The organism is Mesorhizobium sp. M0208, from assembly GCF_040322015.1.
In the GTDB taxonomy this organism is placed as follows: domain Bacteria; phylum Pseudomonadota; class Alphaproteobacteria; order Rhizobiales; family Rhizobiaceae; genus Mesorhizobium.
Window position 1 is genome coordinate 129,376 of record NZ_JAMYSP010000009.1, and the last position, 22,626, is coordinate 152,001.

General features: G+C 60.8%; 16 protein-coding genes. 2 read left to right on the top strand and 14 right to left on the bottom strand.

The window, feature by feature from the left end; genetic code table 11:
* Positions 1 to 66: 66 nt before the first annotated feature.
* Together NKJ17_RS12170 and NKJ17_RS12175 are read right to left on the bottom strand one after the other, a co-directional pair.
* Positions 67 to 732: a DUF3450 domain-containing protein gene (locus NKJ17_RS12170; RefSeq protein ID WP_352506856.1), complete on the bottom strand. Its 666-nt coding sequence runs from the start codon at positions 730 to 732 to the stop codon at positions 67 to 69.
* Between the two features lie 37 nt (positions 733 to 769).
* Positions 770 to 961: a hypothetical protein gene (locus tag NKJ17_RS12175; protein ID WP_352506855.1), complete on the bottom strand. Its 192-nt coding sequence runs from the start codon at positions 959 to 961 to the stop codon at positions 770 to 772.
* Positions 962 to 1,374: 413 nt separating this feature from the next.
* Here NKJ17_RS12175 and NKJ17_RS12180 point away from each other — a divergent pair, with 413 nt between their 5' ends.
* Positions 1,375 to 4,203 (top strand): trifunctional glycosyltransferase/class I SAM-dependent methyltransferase/polysaccharide deacetylase, encoded by a 2,829-nt coding sequence (locus NKJ17_RS12180; protein WP_352688553.1) that lies wholly within the window; start codon positions 1,375 to 1,377, stop codon positions 4,201 to 4,203.
* Positions 4,204 to 4,289: 86 nt separating this feature from the next.
* Here the strand turns inward: NKJ17_RS12180 and NKJ17_RS12185 are convergent, their stop codons facing one another.
* The 5 genes from NKJ17_RS12185 to NKJ17_RS12205 form a co-directional block, all read right to left on the bottom strand.
* The gene (locus NKJ17_RS12185; RefSeq protein WP_254818884.1) at positions 4,290 to 4,970 is read right to left on the bottom strand and encodes a redoxin domain-containing protein; all 681 of its coding nucleotides are present in this window, start codon (positions 4,968 to 4,970) and stop codon (positions 4,290 to 4,292) included.
* Between the two features lie 19 nt (positions 4,971 to 4,989).
* Positions 4,990 to 8,289: an ATP-binding protein gene (locus NKJ17_RS12190; protein WP_352506853.1), complete on the bottom strand. Its 3,300-nt coding sequence runs from the start codon at positions 8,287 to 8,289 to the stop codon at positions 4,990 to 4,992.
* A gap of 210 nt (positions 8,290 to 8,499) precedes the next feature.
* Complete coding sequence (locus tag NKJ17_RS12195) at positions 8,500 to 9,885, bottom strand: hypothetical protein (RefSeq protein WP_352506852.1); 1,386 nt, start codon at positions 9,883 to 9,885, stop codon at positions 8,500 to 8,502.
* A 123-nt stretch (positions 9,886 to 10,008) separates the two neighbouring features.
* Positions 10,009 to 10,533, bottom strand: a complete 525-nt coding sequence (locus tag NKJ17_RS12200) for a GNAT family N-acetyltransferase (RefSeq protein ID WP_302895874.1) — start codon at positions 10,531 to 10,533, stop codon at positions 10,009 to 10,011.
* A gap of 73 nt (positions 10,534 to 10,606) precedes the next feature.
* Entirely contained in the window at positions 10,607 to 11,431 is an 825-nt protein-coding gene (locus tag NKJ17_RS12205) for a hypothetical protein (protein ID WP_352506851.1), read from the bottom strand.
* A 198-nt stretch (positions 11,432 to 11,629) separates the two neighbouring features.
* On the opposite strand from NKJ17_RS12205, the gene NKJ17_RS12210 reads away from it, so the two are divergent.
* Positions 11,630 to 13,045, top strand: a complete 1,416-nt coding sequence (locus NKJ17_RS12210) for an adenylate/guanylate cyclase domain-containing protein (protein ID WP_352506850.1) — start codon at positions 11,630 to 11,632, stop codon at positions 13,043 to 13,045.
* 36 nt (positions 13,046 to 13,081) lie between these two features.
* On the opposite strand, the gene NKJ17_RS12215 is transcribed toward NKJ17_RS12210, so the two are convergent.
* The 7 genes from NKJ17_RS12215 to NKJ17_RS12245 all read right to left on the bottom strand — a co-directional run bounded on the left by NKJ17_RS12215 (position 13,082) and on the right by NKJ17_RS12245 (position 22,625).
* Positions 13,082 to 13,561 carry a class I SAM-dependent methyltransferase gene (locus tag NKJ17_RS12215; protein ID WP_352506849.1) on the bottom strand — a complete coding sequence of 160 codons (480 nt, stop codon included), beginning with the start codon at positions 13,559 to 13,561 and terminating at the stop codon, positions 13,082 to 13,084.
* 208 nt (positions 13,562 to 13,769) lie between these two features.
* Positions 13,770 to 14,951, bottom strand: a complete 1,182-nt coding sequence (locus NKJ17_RS12220; protein WP_254818876.1) for an ABC transporter permease — start codon at positions 14,949 to 14,951, stop codon at positions 13,770 to 13,772.
* Positions 14,948 to 15,946 (bottom strand): ABC transporter permease, encoded by a 999-nt coding sequence (locus tag NKJ17_RS12225; protein ID WP_254818875.1) that lies wholly within the window; start codon positions 15,944 to 15,946, stop codon positions 14,948 to 14,950. Before NKJ17_RS12225 ends, NKJ17_RS12220 begins: the two co-directional genes overlap by 4 nt.
* Before the next feature lie 2 nt (positions 15,947 to 15,948).
* Positions 15,949 to 17,847 (bottom strand): ABC transporter substrate-binding protein, encoded by a 1,899-nt coding sequence (locus NKJ17_RS12230; protein WP_352506848.1) that lies wholly within the window; start codon positions 17,845 to 17,847, stop codon positions 15,949 to 15,951.
* The gene (locus NKJ17_RS12235) at positions 17,844 to 19,739 is read right to left on the bottom strand and encodes an ABC transporter ATP-binding protein (protein WP_352475783.1); all 1,896 of its coding nucleotides are present in this window, start codon (positions 19,737 to 19,739) and stop codon (positions 17,844 to 17,846) included. Before NKJ17_RS12235 ends, NKJ17_RS12230 begins: the two co-directional genes overlap by 4 nt.
* Before the next feature lie 150 nt (positions 19,740 to 19,889).
* On the bottom strand, positions 19,890 to 21,230 hold the full coding sequence (locus NKJ17_RS12240) for an adenylate/guanylate cyclase domain-containing protein (RefSeq protein ID WP_352506847.1): 1,341 nt from the start codon (positions 21,228 to 21,230) through the stop codon (positions 19,890 to 19,892).
* Positions 21,231 to 21,281: 51 nt separating this feature from the next.
* Entirely contained in the window at positions 21,282 to 22,625 is a 1,344-nt protein-coding gene (locus tag NKJ17_RS12245) for a nucleotide sugar dehydrogenase (protein WP_352506846.1), read from the bottom strand.
* Between the last annotated feature and the right edge of the window lies 1 nt (position 22,626).

Sequence of the window (22,626 nt, forward strand, 5' to 3'; positions counted from 1 at the left end):
TCTGTATCGTTCGAAGCCGCTCTTTTAGGGAGGCTGATTGGGTCGACAGTCGACGTCAAGTTCCCATCAACTCACTTTCCAGGTACGCTCCGAGTTGTTCTTGCTGCCGACGGGATCCTGATTTAGACATTTTGCAACCTCGACAAACAGGCCAGCCAAAAGATTTCGGTCAGTCTTGACATTGCCAAGATCGGAAAACATTTTCTCCATCAGCATCTGAATGCTTTCATTCTTTTGCTTGATTTCCTCACGCAGCAAATGATCGTTTCGATTTATCCGGTCCGCAACTTCCCGCTCAAGCTCGCTCAACTGATCCGACAACGCGCGCACCTGCTTTTCGAGCGCCTGATTTTGCTCGCGAAGATTCCGATCAATCTCTTTATCGGCGTCGGCTCGCGCGTCTTTTTCGTTCCGCAATTGCGCCGCAAGCGAGTCGACCTGCTTCTTTGCATTTGACTCGTACATTTCAAGATTGCGCTTGGCCTCGGATTCGACATCCTTGAAGCGCTGCAAGACCCGTTCTTCAAGCTTGGAAAAGCGGCGGTCATAGTCCTGCATCTGGTTGCCGAACAGCAGATCACGTATCTTGTCGACACCTACAGCGTCGCCGGGAGGCCCGCTCTCGCGAGCCTGGCCCGCCATGAAGTTCAGCCCGCTTCCGTCTGCATTACTTGTCAGATTTGCGTCCGCTTTATTTGCCGAAGAAGCGGTACTCGAAGATTCCTTGGCCATCCCATGCCCCTTCTTTTGACATTGCCACAGCGCTAATTTAGAAACTGATAAACATGTCAGCAAAATAGCCGACCCGCAAGCCGGAATTTTCTCGGCTCAAGTCGGTTCGTGCGTCCCCATTCGGATAGATTTCGACATGCGGCTCGATCCGGATCAGCTTGCGCTCGTGTCTTCGCCCGCGATCATCTTTTTGCCGATGAAATGCGAGAGCGGAGATGCCCTGGCGCATCGACCTCAGCTCCAAGCCGTCGGGCATGCGCGCTGCCATTCAGCCTGTGTTCAAGTCTTTTTTGCCCGCCTCTAATTTGCCCCGATCTTGACAGCGCAGTGCTGCCATCCGATGCCGTCATCCGGTTTTGACATTCGCCGACTCTTGCCGAAGAAAACGAAAGCTCGATGATCCAGGACAATGCTACCGCAAGGCGGTATGGTACCGATTTTCAATGCCGAGCAAACCGTCGGCACAACGCTTGCCGGCAGGCAGACCTACCGGATACTGGATATAGGGTGATGGACGATGGGTCGACGGACTGATCGGCGTGGATTGTGACGACCTACGCCAAGAAAGATCAACGCGTCTTGTTGTGCGTTCGAACCGGGCGCGGGTAAGACGGCGTGGCGCGTGATCCCTTGGTTTCAATCGTGGTTCCTGCGCACAACGCGGAGGTAACGCTCGCGCGCGCACTCGATTGCCTTCTCGATCAGGAAATAGTGGATTGGGAGGCGATCATCGTCGACGACGCCTCCATGGACCGCACCCCCTCGATCATCGCCGGTTATGTAGAGCACGATGCCCGATTTCGGACGTTGAGGTCTTGCGCGTATAGCGCCGCCGGCGCGCGCAATAGCGGGATTTCGACAGCGCGCGGCCGCTGGCTCATGTTTCTGGATGCCGACGATTGGGTGGATGCCAGCTTCCTCGCAAAAATGCTGGCCGCACTGAAATCCGTTCCCGATGCAGTGGCCGCCTATTGCGGTTCCCGGCGCGAGATGCCCGATGGCGAACTCACCCCGTCGAGCATCGCAACGGAGGTTGCGATTCAGCCCTTCGAGACATTCGCCCGCAGACGTGCCATCGCCATTCACGCGCTGCTGGTCGACCGGGAGACAATTGTCGAGTTGGGCGGTTTCGATGTGTCGCTGCGCACCTGCGAGGACTGGGACCTGTGGCAGCGCCTCGCACGTCTGGGCAAAAATTGGGTGATGGTCGATGAGCCGCTCGCTTTCTATCGGACCAGCCCCAACGCGCTCAGCCGCAGTTCGACGCAGATGCTGGCAGATGCTGAAATCGTGATCGCCCGCGGCTTTTCCGCCGATCCCAGGGTCAAACACCCGGCGTCGGCTCACGCCAATGGAGCGATCGAGGCGAACGGCGGTACCGCCTCCGAGGCACTCGCGTGGTTCGCGTTGTGGAACGCCGCGTCGGATTGCGGCAGCGGCTCGCGCTCGATCAACCCGCAGTCCCTGCGCGCCCTCCCGCCAGGACGCAAAGGGGCGCGAGAGATCGCCAAGGTGATCTTCGATGGCCTAGCGGTCGGAAGCCTGTCGGTGCCAGCGCAATTGGCTGCCAGGTGGGACAGGTTCGGCGGCTCCCTCACCGAGTTGATCATCGAACTCGGCAAGGTCTGGAACAATCCCGACGCGGCTCGCCGCGTCCAGTATCATCTTGAGCAAATGCTGCTCGACGTCGACGATCTCGCCGCGCCGCGCAGGCTGGCGCGGACACTTGGAATTCGTGTCGACGCGCGAAATCCGACCACGGTCGAACTTCCGCAAGGAATCGATCAAATTTATGCCTATCTGATGATGGATGGCCAGATCGAGGCTGTCGTGCAATTCGGCGTACTTGGGACAGTGACAAGGGATTATTGGATCGAATTGATCCTGAATGTCGTGTCCCCCGAGCGGCTTGAAGGCCGGTCCGATCCGGACAGTCACTTCGGCAAACTCGCCCAATTGGCCGAGGAAGCGCGGGAGCTGGTTCGGTCGAGCACCGAACCTGCAGAGCCTCCCCCGGCGCTGCGCCGCGCACGGGCCAGGCACGACAAGGATCGCACGTCGTTCTGGAATGGCTATTTCGCGACCGAGGATCCCTGGAATTACGGTTCGTCCTATGAGCAGGAGAAATATGAGCGGCAGCTCGAAATTCTGCCTGCCGGTCCCATTGGACGGGCGCTTGAGCTGGCCTGTGCGGAAGGCCACTTCACGCGGCAACTGGCGCCGCGCGTGAGCCATTTGACCGCAACTGACATCTCCGCCATAGCCATCGAGCGGGCGCGCGCGCGATGCAGCGATCAGCCGAACGTTGAGTTCGGCGTACTGGATTTCATGGCGGATACGCTGCCGGGTGAGATGGATCTGATCTTCTGTTCGGAAGTGCTCTACTACCTGGATGATCTCGCCGAGTTGCAACGCTTCGCCAAGAAAGTCGTTGAGGCATTGGCGCCTGGCGGCAGCTTCATCAGCGCACACGCATTCGTGCTACGTGACAATCCTGAGAGGACGGGCTTCGACTGGAACACATTCGGTGCACAAGCGATCTCGGAGACGCTGGCAGGGACCGAAGGTCTTGTCCTCGAGCAATCGATCCAGACCGAGCTCTATCGCATAGACCGCTTCCGCCGCCTGTCACCAGGCGACGTGGCGACGGAACCAGTCATTGATCATGTGCCAATCCGCGCGCGCATCGATATGGGGGTCGCGCGAAAAATCGTCTGGGGCGGGGCGCGGGCCTTGCGCCGCGACGTCGCACGTAGCGAGCGGCGGCGGCGTATCCCTGTCCTCATGTATCACAGCGTCTCCGATGAAGGTCCGGCCGCGCTCGCCCGTTTTCGGCTCACGCCCGCCGCATTCGCCAGCCAAATGACATGGCTGCGCGCCAATGGCTTTCACGCGATTAGCTCCGAGCAGCTGGAATGGTTCATCGCCAACCGTCAGCCTTTCGTTGGCCGCCCAGTGCTCATCACCTTCGATGACGGCTTCCAGAACTTTGCCGACCATGCCTGGCCGATCCTGCGCGCGAACGACCTCACCGCGGAAGTGTTCCTGGTGACGGACTTGGTGGGTGAAAGTGCACAGTGGGACGCCTACAGCGGCCCGCCGACGCAGCTTATGGACGCCGGGACGGTGCGACGCCTCGCCGGCGAAGGCGCCTTCTTCGGAAGCCATCTGGCGACGCATCGCGCGATCGATGGTCTGTCGAGCTCTGACTTGGCCGCCGAGCTTCTGCGCTCTCGTATGTTCATCGAACGGTGGACCGGTCGGCCAACCGCGGCGTTCGCGGCACCCTTCTCAGTCACCGACCGACGGCTTGGCAGGCTGGCCAAGGAGTGCGGCTATCGAATCGGCTTCGGCGGCAGACACGGGCCGGCGGACCTCGATTGCGATCCCATCGACCTTCCGCGCATCGAGATTCGTGGGGATCGTTCGCTCGATGACTTTGTTGCGGTTGTCGAGGCCGTGCTCGCATGAACCGTGAACTTGTCAGTGTCTAGATTTGTAACAAGTTGGTTCCGCGTTTTGTTCAGCGTCCCGCTCCGCTTACCTCGTTCGCAAGTCTATTGGGCGACTTGGGACACGGCTGACATCAGCTCCTGCGGGCTTGGCGCCCCAAACATGTATCGCCCGCCCTCTGGAACCTCCGTGAAGCTCCAGCGGACGATCCCTTGCCGGTCCAGCAGGAACTGACCGATCAATTGTCCGTGTCCCGTTGCTATCATCTGCTCGTCGGCTTCGGTCAGTTCGTAATGGTCCTTCTTGTTGAGGATTTCGCTGGCCTCAAGAGGATCCATAGGACCGGGCAACTCGCCTGGTATGTCGACCCGCATATCCTTTGCCGCTGCCATCGAGACCTTGTACGGCCAGTTCGTCTCGTTTTGGGTGAATTCGAGATTGGGCAGTCCAAAAGCACGATGTGAAGCGCGTTCAGGGTCGGAGGCCGCAAGCAGATTCGGCATCGGATGGTAGCGGAAATAGAGACGCGCCCGTTCGATCGGCGTGTTGACCACCGTCAGGCTCTCCACGCCCTTTTCGCGCAGCTCCGGATCAAGCCGCGCCTGGGCGGCGATATGGCGCCGGCAAAACGCACAATGCAGACCTCGAAACAGGCCGACCAGCACCGGTTTTTGTCCGCGAAAGTCGTCAAGCGCGATCTTGCCTTCCTGGGTAATGGCGTCGAGTACCACGTTCGGCGCACGGTCGCCCGGTTGAAGCGGCACCAAGTCACTACGCGCGGACATTTCCAACCTCCAACCCCGGCTAGTCGAGAAAAGGCAGCACCACGAGCGCTTCCGGGTCGAGCCCGTGCTGGGCGCAAATACCCTGCGCCAGGGAAAAGTAGCGTTCGGCCTCGGCCAGGTTGTCGAGGTCGAGATTAAGCGTTGCAAGACCATCATAGCACGGAAACAGCAGTTGGGGTTCGCCCGTTTCGCGGGCTACGTCCAGTGCTTCGTGGAACAAACCAACGGCCAGGTCCGGACGGCCGTTGCACTGGTGGATCTGCCCAAGCACGATCAACGGCACCGGCAGGTGCTCGCGCTGGTCGAGCGCCCTGTCGATCTCGATGGCCTTCTCGGCAGCAGGTATGCCCTCCGTTGGACAGCGATCCGTGAAAGTACAACAAGCGACCGCCAGATTGGCGAGGAGGCGCGCCTGGAAACCCAAATCACCAATACGGCGCGCCACTTCAAGACCGCGCCGACAGACCTCCATCGCCTGTGCCGGATCGATGGTCGTGTATAGCACGCCGAGATTGGTGTAGCCGCGGCAGGCCGCGCCCAGCAGACCGGCGGCTTCGGCCAATTCAATGCTACGCTCAACCTGACGCACGGCCTCACGGTTTCGCCCGAGGCGAGCCAGCGCGACAGCCTTGGTATTGAGTGCCTCGGCGGTCACAAGAGTGGCATCACACCCAACCTCGGAGACATGCTCCGTTGTCAGATTGCGTACGCAATCCAGCGCCGCGTCTGCCCATTTTGCCGCGAGAGCGTGATCTCCGCTACGGAACGCCTGTCGGCCACGTTCTTGCCACAGATGCGCCTGCTCGATCGGGGCATCCGCCCCATCGAGGAGCGCTGCCGCCTCAGCATAGCAGGGTTCTGCCTTGTCCCGCTTGCCGACGTCCCAGAGCAGCCGACCGATCTTACGCAAAACTCGCGCCGAGGCGACGTGATTGGCCGCTTCGCGATATGCCTGCAACACGGTCTCGTAGTGGTGGTGCGCGATCTCGCGGCGGCCTGCCGGGCCGCTCAAATCGGCAATGCGCTCTGCAATTGCCAGTTTGAGCGGTGTTTGCCCGATCGCGTCCAATGCTGTCAGTGCTCGCTCGTAGAAACGAAGGGCGTCGTCGTTGGCGTATATCATGCGAGCGCGATCGCCTGCCGCCCGCAGGTAATGCGCGCCCTTCTCCCGCTCGGCGCTCTGTGCGAAATGATGACCGAGCACGGTCAAATCCTCGAGCCGTTCCGGCTGGTCGCCGCACAGTTGCTCCAAGGCAGCACCGACCCGCCCGTGGATGTCGGTCCGGCGTTGCAGGAGCAGATTCTGGTAGATCACGTCCTGCAGCAATGTTTGCGTAAAGCGGTAGCTTTGCGACAAGACCGAGCCTGATCCGGCAACTTCCTCGATGATTTCCGCATCGCAAAGCAGTTCGCAGCCGGCTTCAAGCCGGCCGGGGTCGGCCGTCACGGATTTCAGAAGTGTGGCATCGAAACGCGGGCCAATTACCGCGGCCTCCTGAGCCAACCGGCGCACCTCTGGGGGCAGCCGGTCGACGCGGGCAAGCAACATCGCCTGGATAGTGGCGGGGATGCCGGTTGCGACTTCGCCGGCCACAGTCCGCCATCGCTGGCCCTCTCGCATCAGTACACCGCGATCGATAAGGCCGCGAACAATCTCCTCTACAAAAAGGGGGTTGCCGCCCGCGCGCTCGAGGATCTGATCGAGAAGCCCTCCTGCGGAGTTTACCCAGCTCTCGCCGAAAAGCGCCGCGAGCAGCCTGCGTCCGTCATCACCATTGAGCGGCGGAAGCCTGAGCGCTGTGTGACTGACCCGACTTGAGTCGAGCTGGTCGTTGTCCGGCGCCGGACGATGCGTGACCAGCAACATCAACCGCGTGCGTTCTAACCTGTCCATCACGAAACGTAGTGCCTCGAGCGACACGGCGTCGGCCCAGTGCAGGTCTTCGACGACGATCAACAGCGGCGACAACGCAAGCCGCCGTTCGATGATTGTGCGGACTGCGTAGAGAATTTGCCGCCGCAACTGCTCAGGCTCGACATGCTGCAAGGTGGCATCGGGGTCGCCAAGGCCGAGCACATGATAGAGCAAAGGCATCAGCCGCTTCGCCTCCTCGCCCTGCAGGCCGAGATCGGCAAGCAAGCCTGCGAGCTTCCCCCGCATTTCGTCCCCATTGTCGTTTTGCATCATCCCGGCAGCGCTGCGCACCACGGCGCCCAAGGCGCCAAAAGATTGTTCGCCCAGCGGTGAGCACGTGGCCTGCCGCACGACGACGTTGCGAAAACGCTCCTCGTCGCCGACGCGGGCGACGAACTCCTTCACCAGCCGCGATTTCCCGATGCCGGCTTCTCCGACGAGGCGGACAAGTTGGGCCGAGCCGCCGCACGCCTGGTCAAGGCTCGCCATCATTCTATTGAGCTCCGCACCACGACCTATTAGTGGCGCACTGAGGCCGAGCGCCTCGAGCCCGCGCGCTGGGCGCGGCACCGCTAGCGGTGCGTCCAGTCGATGGACGAGCACGCTGCCAGCCTTGCCGCGAAACACGACATCACCCAGTGACTCGTAAGAGAAGGCATGCCGGGTCAGCCTGTGAGTGAGCTCGCCTACCAGCACCTCACCCGGTGCGGCCAGCGATTGCAGGCGTTGCGCCGTATTCACTGTGTCGCCGGTCACCGAATAGGATCTGGCGGTGCCGATGCCCAATCCGCCAGTAACGACCGGACCAGTGTTTATGCCGATGTGGAGTAACAGAGGCGAGCCGGAGTGGGGGGTGCTTTCGCCGAGCCGCGCCGTCCGGGCGATCATGTCGAGAGCGGCGCGAAGCGCACGTTCCGGATCGTCCTCATGCGCGACCGGCGCACCGAACAAAGCGAGCAGTGCATCGCCGATGAATTTGTCGACGAAACCACCAAAGTTTCGCACGGCCGCCGTCAATTCCTTGAACAGTTTATTCTGCAGCGCTTGCATGACCTCGGGGTCGAGCTGCTCGCTGAGTGTCGTGAAGCCGCAAAGGTCGGCGAACAGGACCGTTACCGTCCGGCGATCGGCGTCGGAGACGGGATGCAGCCCTTCTTCGCTTTCGATGTTCGGAAGCAGCGACGGAGTTCGAGAAGGCGGCACAATGGTCCGGCTTGGTGCCGGAGCAGGCCGTTCGACGGCTTTTGCGGGCGCACCGACGCTTGCCCCACATTTCGGACAGAACTCGAAATCAGGTGCGCAGGCGTAGCCGCAACTGGCGCATGGCACGGGCTGGCGCCTGCCACACCTCGGACAGAAGGCGTAACCGCCCTCAATCTCGAAACCGCAGCCCGAGCAGTCCATCGAACAAGACCTCACTAGTGGCCGTGACGGCGTGATCTCGCCCGCACTGCACGGCCAGGCTATTCACAAGGATGCACCGATAGCCGTCGACGAGCAAGCGGCAGCGCAAATGGGCATCGAGCCATCCGTGTGGGTCCGGTGGCAGAGCGCTACGCATGACCTCTTGATGCAACGGCTGGCTCGCTGTCAGCTTGCGGTTGTGACTTAGGCTCAGGTCGGCTTGATCTCTGCCTGGCCGATCTTGCGCCATCTGGCGTTTTCGCGAACCAGTTTTAGGTCGTCGGTCGTCTCGGCAAATGTCCGCAATCGGTATTGCCGGAGCAGGTCCGGGAAGAGCGCTCCTTCCGGCAGGCCGGCAAGCTGCTCGCGGACTGAGATCTTTTCATCGATGACCCGCATGCCCCAGGCATTTTCCCGAACCTGCAGCTCCGCAGCCAGATCGCGCTCTTCCGGCGCGTTTTCGTCTAGCGCGGCCAGAAGGATCGAGTGGAAAAGCGCTACATAGCCAATCTGTCTCAGGCCCCCCACGACCCGCGCGCGCGGCAATATGGCAAGGACGAGGAACGTCAGGAACAAGTTCGGCAGCAGCACGCCGTCCAGCAGCGCCTGCCTGAGATACGGCCGCTCGAACGGGATGGAAAGACCTTGCGGCCTGTCGGGCTCGATCAGGTGCCCGTTCTCGAGAACGAGTTTGCGCACGCGCTCCTCGCGAATGCCCCAGAAATAGTCCGTGGCATTGGGCAGGAATCTGCCAAATGGGCTCGATGCGGCCTCTTGCCAGGCACGTTCGAGACGCTGGCGTCTTGCGGGTTCAATGAGCAGTCTGGAAAGAAGGCCGCCGTCATATTCCAGATGCCGCGCCATGGCAGCCGCGGCGGCCCGATCATCGATGAAAACCGGCAGGGCCATGCCGGCACGATCCCAATTGGCGACCAGATCGTGGTTCAGGGCAGTCAGCGCATCGGCGGCGGTTTCAAACACCTTGTCCTGGCTGGCAAGCAGTGTGCCCAGCCAGCGGCTGGCATCCGTTTCATCGCCCACCGCTTCGAGCGCGCGCTTGTTGAGGGAGACGGGACCGGCCACGCAGGCGCTTTTGCGGCACAGTTTGTGGCGCCCCATGCCGAACAGGTTGACCTTGTCGTCGCCGACATCGAGCCATCCCGGCCCCTCCCGGCCAACTGTCTCCATGGTCATCGTCGTTCCCATGAAGCCGACGAAGGCCGACAGCCCGTTTTCGACCGCGCCGAGCCAGGCAAGCAGGAGGGCATCGAAGGTGATCCGGTCCATCAGAAGCAGGCAGTGCAGGCCGGACTGAATCACCGGTCTGTGCTCGAACTCGTCGAGGGCTTTGCCGATCTCCTCAGGCCGCATGATCCTATCGAGGCGCTGATGCAGGACTTCGCGCAGGATCGAGCGGGCAGCGATCGCCGGGCCCGATGCAGGCCTTGCCACCGGCCGCCACAGATGGCGGGCGTAATCGGAAACCGGTGCATTCCAGTTCTGCTCGATGTCGCGCACGACCTCCGGGCAGAGCAGCGACAGCACAGCCAGAATTTCCAGCGGAGGGGTAGGGGTTGGATCAAAGACGGCGGTCATTGGTCCCGTCTAGCCGCTTGCGGTGTAAACGCCAAGCGAGACCAGACTTGCTGGATGCAGCCCTGTTCGCTGACTCGGCACAAATTGTCAGATTGGCTAAACAGCCAAGGCAAACAGCGGATCTTAGAACCGCAGCCGGGCCATGCTCAGGAGGTCGTGGTACTGCCCGTCGGTAAAGCCGGCCTTCACATGCCGGCCTTCGATCTCAAAGCCGTGGCTCTTGTAGAGACGGAGGGCCGGTTCGTTGTCGGCATAGACGGTCAATTCGACTCGCTTCAGGGCGCGCCAGTTGTCGGCCACGTCAAGCAGCGCGCCAAGTATGGCAGAGCCGATACCTTTGCCAACAAAGGCATCGTCAAGGCCGATATTGATCTCGCCGATGTGCGAACGGCGCGGTGAACCCTGCACGACCAGGCTGCCATGGCCGACGACCTTGCCGTCCAGCTCGGCAACGATCCAGGTGGTTTCCGGGCCGGACTTGGCGATGCGCCGCGCCACCTGCTCCACCATCTCGAAAGGCATCCTGAGCGTGCCCTGGCGGAAGCCCGGCATGTTGAAAATAGCGCAAAGCGCCTCCGCATCGCTTGGCCGGACGGACCGGAGCAGCGGCTGGCTTTTCTCGGAGGGTGGCGACGTCGTGCTGGTCATGGCGTTCCCGGCGAAGGCAATCGGACCGGTACGATGCACCGGACGCCACCTGAAAATCCAGCCGTCTCTCAACCTATGATGCCGATTGCGAGCTGAAATACCGGGAGGCGGCGTAGAGTTTGAAGACGCCGCTGATGCCGATCCAGCCGAAAAGCGTGAGCCAGCACAATGTCCCGATCGCCGTCCAGTCGATCCGGTGCACCGCAGCGTCGGTGATGACGACGCCGAGGATGGCAAGCAGGCCAACCAGAAACTGTGCCAACCCGAGCACCAGCAGTTCCTCGCGCGGCGCGCTTCTCCAGACGAGATATATACCGCCCGCACCGGCGAGGAAGATTGCGCTGTAGACCTGAGCGTGGAAGGCATCGATCGGCCATGGCCAGATGCCACTGAATGTCAGGGGAAACAGCAACAGGCCGACGCCATAGAGCCCAAGGATCGCGGATTCCACCGGCATGTAGCCGCGCCATGCGGGATTTAAGGTCACGCCTTTCGCAGAAGGACGGGCTCTGGCCCGCCACAGGAACAGCCCGGATACCGCGACCGAAGCAAGATAGACCAAAAACCACAGCCAGGGCGCTTTGCGCTCGAAGTTGAAATAGCCGAGATTGATGAACGAAGCCACCGACACGATGAAGGTGAAGATGAAGGCCATGACGAGCACGAGCCTGCCGGGCGACCAGCGATTCCAGACCAGCAGCGCCGCCATCACGACCATTTCGGCGGTGTAGAAGCCGCCGAGAAAGCGCGCATTGAACGGCGTGACGGCCCAAGGCCAGCCCGGTTTGACCAGAACAGGCACGAAAAACAGGCCGGCGCCTACGATCAGGACGATGATGACGACCGCAGAGAAAAGGCGCAGGGTCGCGGGAAATGGCGGATTGTCGGATGTCGGCATGGGAGAAAATCCCAAAGATGAAGGCTCCATGGACCATCATAATGCTGCTTGCGGCCGGTTAAAATCGGCCTAAGTGAACGGTCACCAGGCTTATCCATTCGAATGGCCGCACGGTTCGTTTCGAAGTAAGATGGAGCATTCGGACCAAAGACCGGTCCGGTCAAAACGCCACGGGGTGCATTTTCCGGAGCCTGCACGATGAACGAAGCTCAGGATCTGTTCTCACTTCTGCGACAATCGGCCGATGTCGATCCACAGGCGATCGACGCGATCAAGCGAACCATCGCGGAGGGCGAGGACCGCGAACTTTGCCGCATCAATGCGCCAGCCTTCGCCAGCAAGCATGGCCTCGACGAGGAGCGCGCAATAGGCGCCTTTCTCCATGCCGCGCGGGTGGGCATCTTCGACATTTCCTGGAATGTTCTGTGCCCCGGCTGTGGCGGCGTGCTCGACACCAACGCCACGCTGAAAACCCTGCAAAAGGACGAATACACCTGCGCGCTGTGCTCCGAGGGCTATTCACCGACCCTCGACGAGATGGTCGAGGTGACATTCACCGTCAGTCCCCGCGTGCGCAGGATTGCCGCCCACAATCCACACGAACTGCCGGTGGCGGAATATTTCCGCCAGATCTACTGGGCGTCCGGCGTCGATCTGCCGGAAGAGCATTTCGCGGAAAAGATGGAAGCGTTCTCGCTGGAGGATATCGAGCTTGCGCCCGGTGAAAAGGCGGTTCTGCCCATACAGCTTCCGTCCGAATTCATCATCGTCTTCGAGCCGGTCACCCACTCGGCGCAGTTCATCGACGGGAAGGGCGAACCAACAAAGGAGCGCCGAAGCCTCTCTTTGGCCTTCGACCGCGACCATGTTCAGAACCAGACGCTGGAGATGCAACCCGGCCCGTTGCGCATTTCGCTGGAAAACCGGACCGACACCCGCGTGCTGCCGACGGTCTTCATCGCCGGCCAGGCATTGCATGATTTCCTGGGAAAACGCCGGCCCTTCCTGACCGCCAAGCGCCTGCTCACCAACCAGACGTTCCGCGATCTCTATCGCACGGATACACTCGACATCAACCAGCGCCTGAAGATCACCAGCCTGACGTTCCTGTTCACCGACCTGCGCGGATCGACCGAGCTTTACGAGCGGGTGGGCGACCTTTCAGCCTTCGATCTCGTGCGCGAGCATTTCCAGGTTCTGCACGAGATCGTCACGGCGGAGGCAGGCGCGGTGGTGAAGACGATCGGTGATGCGGTGATGGCGACCTTCGCGACGCCCGATCGTGCGATTGCTGCAGCCCTCAGGATGCGCGATGCCATGCGTACGCTCAACGACAAGAGCGGGCGCGAGGATCTGCTGCTCAAGATCGGAGTCCATGCCGGCCCTTGCATCGCCGTGTCTATGAATGAGCGACAGGACTATTTCGGCCAGACGGTCAACATTGCTTCGCGGGTCCAGAACCTTGCCAACGCACAGGCGATCTTCGCCACTCGATCGGTGGTCGACGACAATCTCACCGCCGATCTCTTACACAGGAACGCGCTGACGCCCGTGCCCCACGAGGTCTCGCTGCGCGGCATTGACCGGGAGATAGCAGTATACACGATCCCCTGAAGGCTTGGCCCTGAAGATTTGGCTCGTCCCGGCCCCTCACACTCGCCTACAGATAAAATAACGATCGGCGGGAACCGAAGGTGGCGGCGGGAGGCGTTGCAACTGCGGGTGATCGAGCGGCGTGCCGCTGACCGCGATGCCGCCGACGCGAAGTAGGCGCGCGGTCAGATCGGGAAGCCAGGTAGAGATCACTGCATCGCGATCTTCATAGCCGGTGCCGATGTCGGCATGAACAAGGGCGGCGTCGATGCCAATGAACCTGCTCGCCGTCTCGCGTATTTCGCCGAGCACGAGGTTTTCAGCTTCGGGAATTGAGCTGGCGTGTGCGGCAAGTGCGCGGTCGAACGCTATGATCCGGCGTCCGGGCAGGCGCTCGCGCAGATGGTGGAACGTCCGGCCATTACCGAGGCCGAGCTCGAGCACGGGGCCCTCTATCTTCGCCACCTCGGCGCAGACATGATCGAGTATGTCGCGCTGTGCGGTCATCCTCCGGATGAAACTGTCGAGGCGACTCATGCGCGATTGTATCTCCTGAACAAGTCCACGAAATCAACTGCCCCCGACCAGAGCGTTTCGCGGCTGAAACCAGAGGCGACGTGTTAAACCCCGATCGAGTCTTGCCGCGTGTAGAGGCGAACGATGAACACTGCAACAAGCGAACAGGCTGCCGACAAGGATCATACCGGGTGGAGTCGGCGGCGCGGCGCGCGGCGGAATAGCGATGTCACTTGTAGGGGTCCGCGGCGTCCCGCAACCCGTCGCCGAGGAAGTTGAACGCCAAGATGACGAGAACGACGGGGAGCATCGGCAAAAGCAGCCATGGATAGAACGCGATCACGCTGACGCTGCGCGCCTCGGTGAGCAGGATGCCCCAGCTGGTTATCGGCGCCCTCAGGCCGAGCCCGAGGAAGCTCAGCGCCGTCTCGCCCAGGATCATGCCGGGTATGGAGATCGTTGCCGTCGCGATCAGATGCGACATAAACCCGGGAATGAGGTGTCGGCGGATAATGCGGCTGCTTCTGGCGCCCATCAATTGCGCGGCCAGAACGTAATCCTCCTCGCGCAAGGCTAGAAGCTTCGAACGCACGGCCCGCGCCAGTCCGGTCCAGTCGAGCAGCCCGAGGATGACGGTGATGCCGAAATAGATCAGGATCGGACTCCAGGTTATCGGCATGATCGCCGCCAGAGCCAGCCATAGCGGAATACTGGGGATCGATTGCAGAACTTCGATTATCCGTTGAACGATCAGATCGAAGATACCGCCGTGATAGCCGGCCAGTCCGCCGATGACAATGCCGAGCAGGAAGCTGAAACTGATGCCGACGAGGCCTATTGTCAGTGAAATGCGTGCGCCATAGATGATGCGCGAGAGCACATCGCGCCCCAGCCTGTCAGTGCCGGCCAGAAAGAGCTGGCCGTTTTCGGCGGGGCAGACAAAATGCCTGTCACCTTCGATCAGGCCCCAGAACCGGTACTTGTCGCCCTTGCAGAAGAAACGGATCCGCTGAACATCATCCTGTTGCTCGATGTAGTTTCGCTTGAGCGTGTCCATATCCAGCGTCATCTGGCGGCCATAGACGAACGGCCCGACGAACTGGCCGTTGTGGAACAGGTGCACCCGCTGCGGCGGCGAATAGATGTAGTCCATGTTGCGCGTGTGCAGATCGTAGGGCGCCAGGAACTCGCAGATCAGTATCCCGAAATAAAGCGTTGCCAGGAATATGCCGGATACAAGGGCAAGCCGGTGCCGGCGGAATTTCCACCACATCAGCCGCAGCTGCGACGCCTGAAAGACCTTCTCCTGCTCCGGCGTCATCGCCTCGACCGACTGCAGGTCAAAGGGCTCGATGGAAACGTAGTGTTGCAGTGGGGCACCCGGAGCGGGCAGCGGCGATTGCGTGTTCATTTGGTGCTGCCGCCTTGCAAACGAATTCGCGGATCAAGTAGCGCCAGCGCTAGGTCGGAAATCAGGACGCCGATGACCGTCAGGAAGGCGAGGAACATCAGGAACGACCCTGCGAGATACATGTCCTGGCTTTGCAGCGCCTTGATCAGCATCGGCCCGGTCGTTTCCAAAGACAGCACGATCGCCGTGATTTCGGCACCGGAGATGATGGCCGGCAGGATAGAGCCGATATCCGAAATGAAGAAATTGAGCGCCATGCGCAGCGGATATTTGACCAGCGCCCTGAAGGGATGAAGGCCTTTGGCGCGCGCGGTCACGACATATTGCTTATGCAATTCATCGAGCAGATTGGCGCGCAGCCGCCGGATCATGCTTGCCGTGCCCCCGGTGCCGATGATCAAGACCGGAATCCAGAGATGGGCGAGGATCGACTTCGCCTTGGCCCAGCTCATCGGCTCGCCGAGATATTGCTGGTCCATGAGATGGCCGATGGACGTGCCGAACCAGATGTTGGCGAAATACATCAGGATCAGCGCCAGCATGAAGTTCGGAATCGCAAGGCCGAGAAGGCCGAAGAAAGTCAGGCCGTAGTCGCCCCAGCTGTATTGATGCGTGGCGGAGTACATGCCGATCGGAAAGGCAATGAGCCAGGTGAAGATGATCGTGACGAAGGAAACCAGCACCGTCAGCCACATTCGGTCCCCCACGACGTCGCGAACCGGCAGCTCATATTCGAAGGAATAGCCGAAATCGCCGTGCAGCATCCCGCCGACCCAGTAGAAGTAGCGAATGACCGGTGGCTTATCGAAACCATATTCCTTGCGCATCATCTCGATGCGATCGGAATCCACCGCTTCGCCCTGAGCCCGAAGCTCGGCAACATAGCTGTCGAAATAGTCGCCTGGGGGAAGTTCGATGATCGTGAACACCAGTGCCGATATGACCAGCAGCGTTGGAACCATCACGGCGATGCGCCAGACCAAATATCGAAGCACGCTCAGGACTCTCCAAGCCAGAATGTATCCGGCATATAGACACCGAAATAGGCGGTCGGGTCGTAGCCGTAAAGCGCCTTGTCGGGCAGATTGCGCAGCCGCGAGGATGCCAGAACCGGCTGATGCGTTCCGTTCACCGTGCCGATCGAAAACACCTGATCGGTATAGATCGACAGCATTGAATTCCAGATCTCGGCGCGCTCCGTGGCTTCAGTCGATGCGTTCCAGCGCTTGAGTAAATCCATCAACTCGACCACGGGCGGAAGATCGGGCGCTTCGCCGACCTTGCCACGGGACAAGTAGTGAGCACCCCAGAGCGGCCATTGCAGCTGGTCGTCGACGGTGGGGGCCAGTTGGTAGGGGTTCATGTCGGCGGTCGGCACGCCATTGTCGATGCCCGACCACATCGACATCATGATCTGGCCACCAAGCGCGCGGCTGCGGAAGATGTCGCGCTGCGAAGTCCGGATGAACAGAGCGATGCCGATCTTGCGCCAGTGATCAGTGATGAGCTCGAGCGCGTCGGTTTCCAGCGTGCTTTCGCCGGCAGTTTCCACTACGAGCTGCGCCGGGCGTCCGTCGGGAAGTATCCGCAGGCCGTCATCGTCACGCGCCTGAAGCCCGACCTCGTCGAGCAGGGCATTAGCCTGGTCGGGATCATGGGCGACCCAGGCTTTCGCGAATTCCGGCCGGTAGAGCGGGCTCTCCGGCAGGACCGTATCGGCACTTTCCTGCGCCAATCCGTAGAACACGGCCAAATTGATCTCGCGCCTGTCCACAGCGAGCGAAAGTGCGCGGCGCACGCGCACGTCACGAAAAAGGCCGCGCCACACCTGGTCGGCACAATTCAGATTGGGCAGCAGCGCCAGCCGCGAACCTTGTGTGCGTTTCCAGAGATGCATCTTCACTGGGTAGCGCTTCTCCGCATCCTTCAGGAAGGCGTAATCGGTGAAGTCAATTCCCATGCCTTGCAGGTCGCTCTCGCCCGCACCGGTCTTGGCGGAAATGATCGCCGACGAGCTGACGTTCATGACTATCCGGTCGACATAGGGCAGTTGCCGGCCATTCTCGTCTATTCGATGAAAGAACGGGTTCCGCTCGAAGACGAACTGCTCAGCCGGCGGCTTGGTCCGGTTCTGCCAGGGATCGAGCGTCGGCAGTTCCGGGTTCTCCGGGCGATATTGCCGCGACATGCGGATATGCAAGAGCGTCCATTTCTTGGCCCGGTTCTCCTTCATTAGGCCGGCGAGCCGGAATGGATCCTGGTATTTCTTGTGGAACTGCTTGAGATAGGCGGCCGGCAGAACAAGCGATAGGGGCGAAGCAGCGGCGAGCTTGGGCAGGAAGTCGGGATTGGGCGCATCCCAACTGTAGCGGACCGTCAACGGATCGACGATCTCGAAGCGTGGCGGCTTGCCATCCGCCAGCAGGGCCGGGGCGAGCCCGCCTTGCGAAAGCTCATCGTTCAGCCAGACATCTTCCCAGCAATAGCGAAAATCCTCCGACGTCAGCAGGCTACCGTCAGACCATTTATGTCCTTCTCGTATCTTGAAAGTGAAGACACGATCATCCGCTACATCGAAACTTTCGAGAATGTCGGCTTGCAGGTTAAGCTTTTCGTCATAGCCGACCAGGCGAGCATACCCGTAGATCGTCATCATCCGGATATCTTTCTGGCTGCCGATGATCGTGCGCAGCGTGCCGCCATATTGGCCGGGCTGCCGGCCCATCGCAGCGAGATTCAACGCGCGCGGACGCTTGGGCAGGCGTTCGGCCAGGGCCGGCAGCGCCCTGGCCTTCATCTGCGGCTGAAGAAATTCCGGCTCCAGGTCGCCGGCGCGCAACGTGCCCGGCAGAAATGCCGAAGCCATGAGTCCAAGGACGGTGCGCCGGCTGATCAATGGCGTAGCTCGCTGACATCGGCCGAACGTCGCGCCAGCACGAGGTGGCCGCCGCCAAGGTCGAGCGGCGACAGCATGTCCTCGTCGCCCTCGTCACGGAATTGCGGTCCCCATGCGCTGGTGTCGGAAGCGCCGCTGAGCTTCAGAGTCTTGAAATCCATCGGCCTGTCGAGATCGGGGAAAGGGACTGCGGCGACCAGTGAGCGCGTGTAGGGGTGGACCGGTTTCCTAAGCAGAATTTCGCGCGGCGCTAGCTCGACGATACGCCCGCCGCACATCACCGCGATGCGGTCGGCCATGTAGTCCACCACCGCCAGGTTGTGGGATATGAACAGGTAGGTCAGGCCCAGTTCCTTCTGCAGGTCCTTCAGAAGATTCAGGATCTGCGCCTGGACAGAGACATCGAGTGCCGAAACTGGCTCGTCGCAGATCAGGAGTTCAGGCCCCAGTGCCAACGCGCGCGCGATGCCGATACGCTGACGCTGTCCGCCGGAGAAACTGTGCGGATAACGCTTTATGAAACGCGGGTCGAGTCCGATTGCCTGCATCAGGTTCTTGACCGTGGCGAGTCGGGACGCGGCATTGCCACGTTGATGGATTTCCAGCGGCTCGCTCAAAATGTTCTCCACCGTCATGCGAGGTGAAAGCGACGAAACCGGATCCTGGAAGACCATCTGGATTTTCGCGCGCAGCATGCGCAGAGCGTCTCCCTCGGCTTTCAAGACGTCGATCGGACCATCGCGGCCGTTGAAGATCACAGAGCCGCCGCTAGGGGTGACAGCCCGCATGAGGACCTTGCTGACGGTGGTTTTGCCGGAGCCGCTTTCGCCGACAAGACCCAGGCACTCGCCCCGCCTGATATCAAAGCTCACGCCGTCCACGGCGCGAACAGAGGTTTGATGACCTCCGCCGAACCATCCGGACTTGCGGATCGTGAAGGTCTTTGTCATATCCCTGACCGACAGCAGGAGGTCGTCCGGCCCCTTCGATGCTGGCGCCGTCTGCTTGCCGAGCAGGTTCCCGACATTCACCGGCACCTCGCGGAGCGCTTTTAGCCTTTCGCCGGGCTTCAGGTCGAAATGCGGAACGGCTGCCATCAGGCCCTTCAGGTAAGGGTGGCCCGGCCGGCGGAATATCGCCTCCACAGGTCCCGCTTCCATGATCTCGCCATGGTACATGACCACCACCTCGTCGGCGACATTGGCGACTACGCCAAGGTCGTGCGTGATCAGCAGCATCGCCATGTTCAGCTTCGTCTGAAGCTCGCGCAGCAATTGCAGGATTTGCGCCTGGATGGTGACGTCCAACGCCGTTGTCGGCTCGTCGGCGATCAACAGGGCGGGCCGGCAGATAAGCGCCATGGCGATCATGGCGCGTTGACGCAATCCTCCCGAAAGTTCAAAGGGATACATGTCATAGGCGCGCTTGGGGTTGGGAAAGCCGACAAGTCCGAGCATTTCCTCGGTCCGCGCCTTGCGCTCCACCCGAGCCGTGGGCGTATGAATCTGCAGGGATTCGCTGACCTGATTGCCGATCGTATGCAGCGGCGACAGTGATGTCATCGGCTCCTGAAATATTTTGCCGATGCGGCTGCCTCTCAACGCCCGGATTTCGGGTCCGTCACGCGGCATCTGCAGGATATCCTGCGTCGTGCCGGGCTTTTCAGGATCGGAAAACAGGATACGGCCGCGAACATGGGCTGTGTTCGGCAAAATGCCCATCACTGCCTGGCTGAGAACCGATTTTCCGGAACCGGACTCGCCCACAAGCGCGGTAACCTTGCCGGGCAAGACGCGAAGATTCGCACGCCTGACGGCATGCAACGGTCCCCCTATAATGGCAAAAGAGATGCCAACATCCTCGATCCGCAGCAGATCAACGCCCAAATTCATTCTCACACCAGCCCCCACTCTGGCCGCTCCAGAAGGCGAGACTAGCGCATTGCCAGCCTAGAGCAACTTGGATTCGAACAGTCGCAAGTTCCCTGCCGGAACCGGCGATCGGACTGCATACCAAAACGCGTTCGGATCGGATCGTGGCGGTTACTGGAGCTTCCTCGGGTCGCCCGCGGACGGCCGCGCGGCATTGCGATGAAGCAGCATGACCTGCTCGGCGTCCGATATTCGGTCGTAAATCGGCTCCAGCGCACCGTCTTCGTCGAGCGAGAGAGCACCCGACAAATCGGGTGAAAGCACCGTTAGCTTCTGCCTGATGCCCGCCAGTTCCTCCATGCCGAGCGCCAGCCAGTTGTTGGCGCCGCAATAGCTGGCGAAGTCTTTGCTGGCGAGAACGCTGTGCGGATATTTCTTGGTTAGGGTCTGGAGGCGCTGGACCTCGTTTACAGCCGAGCCGAAGACGGAGAATGTGAGCCGGTCGGTAAGCCCGACATTGCCGAACATCACATTGCCGACATGCAGGCCGATACCATAGTTTATGTCGCTCAATCCCTGCTGCTTTCTGCGCAGATTGAGATCCATCATGCGCGCGGTGGCCTTGTGCGCTGCTGCAAGAGCGGCCTGGCAGGCGATCTCGGACTGTGAACGGTGCCTTGCGCAAGGGTAAACTGCAATGAAGCCATCCCCTATGAAACTCATGATCTGCCCGCCCTTACGATTGAAAGGCGCAGCAGCGGCGTCGAAAAACTGGTTCAGCGTATCGATATAGACTTCGCGGCCGGAGGTTTCGGCAAGTCTTGACGACCCGCGCATGTCGCCCATGACCAGTGCCGCCCGGATTGTATCACCCTCGCCGCGCTTGATCTGGCCGTCGAGCACGCGCCTGCCGGCGTCGCCGCCGAGATAAGTGGTCATCATGTTGTCGGCAAGCTTGGTGAGCACCGCCATCTTGGTTGCGATAGCGAGATGGTTCTGGATGCGCAGCAGCGCCGCAATCATGCTGTCGCTGAAGCCTGCGGCACTGTCGGTGGACCAAGACCCGATCATGCCCTGACTGGTGTTGCCGCTGAAGGGATGGACGAAAGCCATGTAATCGGTGACGCCCATCAGCTTGAGGTCATCGAAAACAGGAAATTCCGACGGCACCGACGGGTCGAGCCGGCGCCGCAGATGGTCGAGCTTGTGGCTGAGCAGATGGTAGTATGGGCTGGTCAGGAATCTGTCGGAGTGAACGCCGTTCTCCTTGCGGAAGCCTTCCACTTCCAGGCCCTGGCCGCGGAGCCAGGTGAAGCCGAGCGCGTCATAAAGCGGATGAAGCATCGAAAAGCTCAAATGCACCCGCTTCAGCGGCAGGCCGGCAGCAGCCAGCCGTTCACAAAAGCCCCTTACCAATGTTTCCAGATCGTCGCCCGCCAACGCCGATTGCGTCAGCCAATCGGCAACCTTATCCATGAGAATGGCAGAAATTTCTGCTTGCGCTGTGCTCATGCTATCTCGAAATCTCCTTGATCCGCCACAAATTCGCCGGCTCGGACGCCGTCAGGCCTTCACCACCGTCTCTCGGGCTAGCCCGAGGCGGCCAAAAATATTGCGTGTGTCGACGATCAGTAGAGCGTGATCCGCGATCGCCTGATAGTCGATCGCGTCGTGGTCGGTTGCAACGACGACAGCGTCGAAATCCTTCAGGGCCACCTCGGTCAATTCGACCGAGCGACGCCCCTTGATCGCCATATGCTCCCGTGTGGTCGGGATTTCGGTAACATGCGGATCGTGGAATTCCGCCTTGCCGCCCCATTCCTCGATGAGTTCAATGAGCCGCAATGAGGGGCTTTCGCGGATGTCGGGCACATTCTTCTTATAGGCGAGCCCGATGATGAGAATGCGCGAGCGGCTGAGCGCCTTGCCGCAGCGCCGGTCCAGCGCCTTCGCCAGTTCATCGACCACATGACGCGGCATGGCCGTGTTGATCTCTGCCGCCAGCTCGATGAAGCGGGTCGGCAGTTCGTATTCGCGCGCCTTCCACGTCAGGTAGAAAGGATCGATCGGAACGCAGTGCCCGCCAAGTCCAGGGCCAGGATAGAAAGGCATATAGCCGAACGGCTTGGTCTTTGCCGCCTCGATCACCTCCCAGATGTCGATTCCCATCGCACCGAGCACGACCTTCAACTCGTTGACGAGGGCTATGTTGACCGAGCGGAAGATGTTTTCCGTCAGCTTGACCGCCTCGGCGGTTGCCGTGGTGGAAACCGGAACGACGGTCTTGACCACGCCATGGTAGAAAGCCTGCACGAGCATCGCCGCTTCAGTGCCGTCACCTGCCACGACCTTGGGGATCGTCGCGACTTCAAAGCTGCGGTTGCCGGGATCCTCGCGTTCGGGCGAGAAGCCGAGGAAGAAATCTATCCTCGACCGCAAGCCGGTTTTTTCCAGGATGGGCTTGATCACGTCGTCGGTGGTGCCGGGATAGGTGGTCGATTCCAGCACGATCAGCTGGCCGAGACGCAGATGCTTCGCGATGGTGCCTGCCGTGTTCCTGACAAAGGAGAGATCCGGCTCGCGGTGTTTCGTCAGTGGTGTCGGAACGCAGATGATGATGACATCGCAGACGGCCAGTTCGGCAAAATCCGCAGTGGCGCGGAACCGTCCGCTCGCCACCTGGCCGGCAAGGGCTGGCGACGTCACCGCCTCGATGTAGGATTGGCCGTTGTTCAGGCTCTCGACCTTTTGGGGTTCGATGTCGAAGCCGGAAACCGGGAAGCCGGCGCGTGCGATCGCAACCGCCAGCGGCAGCCCCACATAGCCCAGTCCGATCACGCCGACTTGCGCGGCACGCGTCGAAATCCGGTTCAGAAGACGGTCATATGTCGATCGTGAGGCGTCCAAA

Bases quoted from the DNA above. Each gene is read 5' to 3' on its own strand.
- NKJ17_RS12170 (WP_352506856.1), bottom strand. From the start codon at position 732: ATGGCCAAGGAATCTTCGAGTACCGCTTCTTCGGCAAATAAAGCGGAC.
- NKJ17_RS12175 (WP_352506855.1), bottom strand. From the start codon at position 961: ATGCGCCAGGGCATCTCCGCTCTCGCATTTCATCGGCAAAAAGATGAT.
- NKJ17_RS12185 (WP_254818884.1), bottom strand. From the start codon at position 4,970: ATGTCCGCGCGTAGTGACTTGGTGCCGCTTCAACCGGGCGACCGTGCG.
- NKJ17_RS12190 (WP_352506853.1), bottom strand. From the start codon at position 8,289: ATGGACTGCTCGGGCTGCGGTTTCGAGATTGAGGGCGGTTACGCCTTC.
- NKJ17_RS12195 (WP_352506852.1), bottom strand. From the start codon at position 9,885: ATGACCGCCGTCTTTGATCCAACCCCTACCCCTCCGCTGGAAATTCTG.
- NKJ17_RS12200 (WP_302895874.1), bottom strand. From the start codon at position 10,533: ATGACCAGCACGACGTCGCCACCCTCCGAGAAAAGCCAGCCGCTGCTC.
- NKJ17_RS12205 (WP_352506851.1), bottom strand. From the start codon at position 11,431: ATGCCGACATCCGACAATCCGCCATTTCCCGCGACCCTGCGCCTTTTC.
- NKJ17_RS12210 (WP_352506850.1), top strand. From the start codon at position 11,630: ATGAACGAAGCTCAGGATCTGTTCTCACTTCTGCGACAATCGGCCGAT.
- NKJ17_RS12215 (WP_352506849.1), bottom strand. From the start codon at position 13,561: ATGAGTCGCCTCGACAGTTTCATCCGGAGGATGACCGCACAGCGCGAC.
- NKJ17_RS12220 (WP_254818876.1), bottom strand. From the start codon at position 14,951: ATGAACACGCAATCGCCGCTGCCCGCTCCGGGTGCCCCACTGCAACAC.
- NKJ17_RS12235 (WP_352475783.1), bottom strand. From the start codon at position 19,739: ATGAATTTGGGCGTTGATCTGCTGCGGATCGAGGATGTTGGCATCTCT.
- NKJ17_RS12240 (WP_352506847.1), bottom strand. From the start codon at position 21,230: ATGAGCACAGCGCAAGCAGAAATTTCTGCCATTCTCATGGATAAGGTT.